Annotated in this window: 3 protein-coding genes; all 3 read right to left on the bottom strand. The window is 66.9% G+C overall.

Features of this window, described 5'->3' with window-relative positions:
- Positions 1-545: serine/threonine-protein kinase (locus JHC79_RS22965; protein ID WP_296395265.1), on the bottom strand; the 545-nt coding region annotated here is incomplete at its 3' end.
- Between the two features lie 22 nt (positions 546-567).
- Positions 568-2073, bottom strand: coding sequence for a penicillin-binding protein 2 (locus JHC79_RS22960; protein WP_296395263.1), 1506 nt, complete (start codon positions 2071-2073; stop codon positions 568-570).
- Positions 2070-3497: an FtsW/RodA/SpoVE family cell cycle protein gene (locus JHC79_RS22955; RefSeq protein ID WP_296395261.1), complete on the bottom strand. Its 1428-nt coding sequence runs from the start codon at positions 3495-3497 to the stop codon at positions 2070-2072. Before JHC79_RS22955 ends, JHC79_RS22960 begins: the two co-directional genes overlap by 4 nt.
- Between the last annotated feature and the right edge of the window lie 135 nt (positions 3498-3632).

The following is a 3632-nucleotide window of genomic DNA, read 5'->3' as shown; positions in this document are numbered from 1 at the left end:
GCGGTGCCCATCACCATGCCGGTCTGGGTCACCGGCGCGGCGTCGACCGCCTTGGCGATACCGAAGTCGGTGATCTTCACCTGACCGGTCGGGGTGATCAGGATGTTGCCGGGCTTGACATCTCGGTGCACGAGTCCGGCGGTGTGCGCGGCCTGTAGCGCGCGGCCGGTCTGCTCGAGCATGTCCAGGGCATTGTTCAGCGACAACCGGCCCATCCGCGACAGCACCGCGTTGAGCGGCTCTCCGTTGACCAGTTCCATCACCAGGTAGGCCAGGGCGGGCCCGCCGGAGCGGTCCGGAGTCTCGCCGTAGTCGAAGATGCTGGCGATGCCGGGGTTGTGCAGTCGGGCGGTGGTCTGGGCCTCGATCCGGAAGCGCTGCAGGAACTCTGCGTCGTCGGAGAACTCCGACTTGAGCACCTTGACCGCGACGCGACGATCCAGCCGGGTGTCGAGTCCCTCCCACACCTGACCCATGCCACCGGTAGCGATGAGCCTCATCAGCCGATACCGGTCGGCGATCGTGGTTCCGCTCTGCAGACTCATCGGGTCCCCTTGTCGTGCCGCATCAGCTGTTCCCCACCATCGCGTTGATCACCGCACGACCGATCGGTGCCGCCGACGAACCGCCGGTCGACTGCACACCGCGGTCACCGTTCTCGACGATCACCGCGACGGCGATCTGCGCGTTGCTCGACGGACCGAAGGCGATGTACCAGGCGTAGGGGGTGTCGGCGGCCTCGGACGTCGCCGAGTGCTCGGCGGTGCCGGTCTTCGACGCGATCGACACCGGACCACCCGATCCGCTCGTGTTCTTCTCCGAGTCGATCATCAGGCTGGTGAGGGTGGCCGCCGTCGTCGACGCGATCGGCTCGTTCATGCTCTTCGGCGCCGTGGTGTACAGGGTCTTGAGGTCGGGACCCTGAAGCTTGTCGACGAGGTAGGGCTGCATGCGCACGCCGCCGTTGGCCACGGTGGCCGCGATCATCGCGTTCTCCAACGGGGTCATGCGGACGTCGCGCTGGCCGATCGCGCTCTGGCCCAACGCCGCGAGGTCGCCGATGGGTCCGACCGTCGACTCCGACACCGACAGCGGGGTGTCGGGGGTGTCGGAGTCCAGTCCGAAGCGGTTCGCGGTCGATTTCACCGAGTCGATCGGGTTGTTGAGCCGCTCGGTCGCCAACTGCACGAACGCGGTGTTGCAGGAGTACTGGAACGCCTGACGCAGCGTGACCTGACCACCCGACGACCCGGGGCACGTCTCGCCGCCGTAGTTGGTCAGCGATGTCTCGGTGTCCGGCAGGGTGATCGAGCTGCTCGCGGTGAGGCGGGTGTTGTCCGGGTTGACCCCCTGGGCGAGTGCAGCCGCGGTGGTGACGACCTTGAAGGTCGATCCCGGAGGGTAGGTCTCGCTGATCGCGCGGTTGAGCATCGGCTGCGCGGAATCGCCGGCGTCGTTCGGATTCCAGGCGTTCCACGCGTTCTCACGCACAGTCGCGTCGTGGCTGGTGAGCTTGTTCGGGTCGTACGACGGGGTCGACACCATCGCCAGGATCGCGCCGGTGTTCGGTGCGATCGCGACCACAGACCCGCGGCACCCGCCCGAGCACCCGGAGTTCATCGCGTCGTAGGCGACCTTCTGCAGCCGCGGGTTGATCGTCGTGACGACGTTGCCGCCGCGGGGGTCGCGGCCGGAGAACATGTCGAGGAACCGCTGCCCGAACAGGCGATCGTCGTTGCCGTTGAGGATCGAGTCGTTGGACTGCTCGATGCCGGCGCTGCCGTACTGGAACGAGTAGAAGCCGGTGACGGGCGCGAACGCCGGCGCGTACTTACCGGGGTAGACCCGCAGATACTTCAGGCGGTCGTCGGTGGGCACCGACTGCGCGATGACCTCCTGGCCGGCGGTGATCTGGCCGCGCTGGCGCGAGTACTCGTCGAGCAGCACCCGCTGGTTACGCGAGTCGGCACGCAGGTTGTCGGCCTTGAACACCTGGACGTAGGTGGCGCTGGCCAGCAGGGCGACCACCATGACCATCACGGCGATGACGACGCGTCGGATCGGGATGTTCACGGGCGCTTCACCACCTGTGTCTGGGCGAGGGCGACCGGGGTCGACTTCTTCTTCGACACGTCCGGCTCACGGGCGGCGTTGGACACCCGGATCAGCAGCGCGACGAGGACGTAGTTCGCCAGCAGCGACGACCCGCCGTAGGACATGAACGGGGTGGTGAGGCCGGTCAGCGGGATCAGCTTGGTGACGCCGCCGACGACCACGAACAGCTGCACGGCCATCGAGAACGACAAGCCGGTGGCGAGCAGCTTGCCGAAGCTGTCCCGCACGGTGATGCCGGTGCGCAGGCCGCGCACCACCAGGATCAGGTAGAGACCGAGCACCGCGGCCAGGCCGACCAGGCCCAGTTCCTCACCGATGGTCGCGATGATGAAGTCGGTGTTGGCGAAGGGGACGATGTTCGGACGTCCCGACCCGAGACCGGTGCCGAACAGACCGCCGGTGGCCAGGCCGAACAGACCCTGCCCCACCTGGTATCCGGTGCCGTAGAAGTCGCCGAACGGGTCCTGCCAGACCTGCACGCGGACCTGCAGGTGGGGGAACAGCTGATAGGCCAGGATCGCGCCGACGGTGAACAGGGCGACGCCGATGATCACCCATCCGACGCGTTCGGTGGCGACGTAGAGCAGCACCAGGATGGTCGAGAAGATCAGCAGCGGTCCGCCGAGGTCGTTGGCCAGGGCGAAGATCCCGATAGTGACGATCCACGCGGCGAGCAGGGGACCGAGGTCGCGTGCGCGCGGCAGATCCATGCCGAGGAAATGCTTCCCGGCAGTGGTGAACAGGTCCCGCTTCGACACCAGCAGAGACGCGGTGAAGATGATGATCAGGATCTTCGAGAACTCACCGGGCTGGATGTTGAAGAACGGCGTCTTGATCCAGTTCTTCGAGCCGTTGATCTCCGACAGCGACGCGGGCAGGATCACCGGGATCGCCAGGAACGCGAGTCCGCCCAGGCCGAGGATGTAGCTGTAGCGCGACAGGGTGCGGTGATCGCGGATGAAGATCAGGATCACCGAGAACGCGACGACACCGAGCACGGCCCACAGCACCTGCTGGTCGGCGTTGTTGGTCTGGTCGGTGGCCACCGCGGTCTCGCCGCTTGCGCCGGAGCCGAGATCGAGTCGGTGGATGAGCACCAGACCGAGTCCGTTGATCACCGCGACCAGCGGGAGGATCAGCGGGTCGGCGTACGGCGCGTACCGGCGGATCACCAGGTGTGCGAAGCCGAACAGCCCGATGTAGGCGATGCCGTACTTGGCCAGATCCCACGAGATCTGCTGTGACTGCGCCGCTTCGACGTTGATCATGGCGGCCATCACCACCACGGCACCGACACCGAGCAGTAGGAGCTCGGTGTTGCGGCCGTTCGGACGGCGAGTGGGACCCGTTGTGGGCGTCTGGGTTACGGCAGCCTGCGACATCAGTGTCCTCGACAGACCTTGCGGCCACCGTCGTCGAAGCGATCTTCGCTGGTGTCGACGGTGGTCGTCGGGGGGACGCTGGGCGCGGGCGAGGACGCCGGCGTGCCGTGGCTGGCGATGGAACACGTCGTCGGC

The sequence above is a fragment of the Williamsia sp. genome, assembly GCF_016462415.1.
Lineage (GTDB): Bacteria > Actinomycetota > Actinomycetes > Mycobacteriales > Mycobacteriaceae > Williamsia_A.
The sequence above is the reverse complement of the archived record's forward strand: the minus strand, read 5'-3'. Positions and strand labels throughout refer to the sequence as shown.

What these genes read in the sequence shown, in the direction of transcription:
- JHC79_RS22955 (WP_296395261.1), bottom strand. Translation starts at nt 3,497, where the DNA reads ATGTCGCAGGCTGCCGTAACCCAGACGCCCACAACGGGTCCCACTCGC.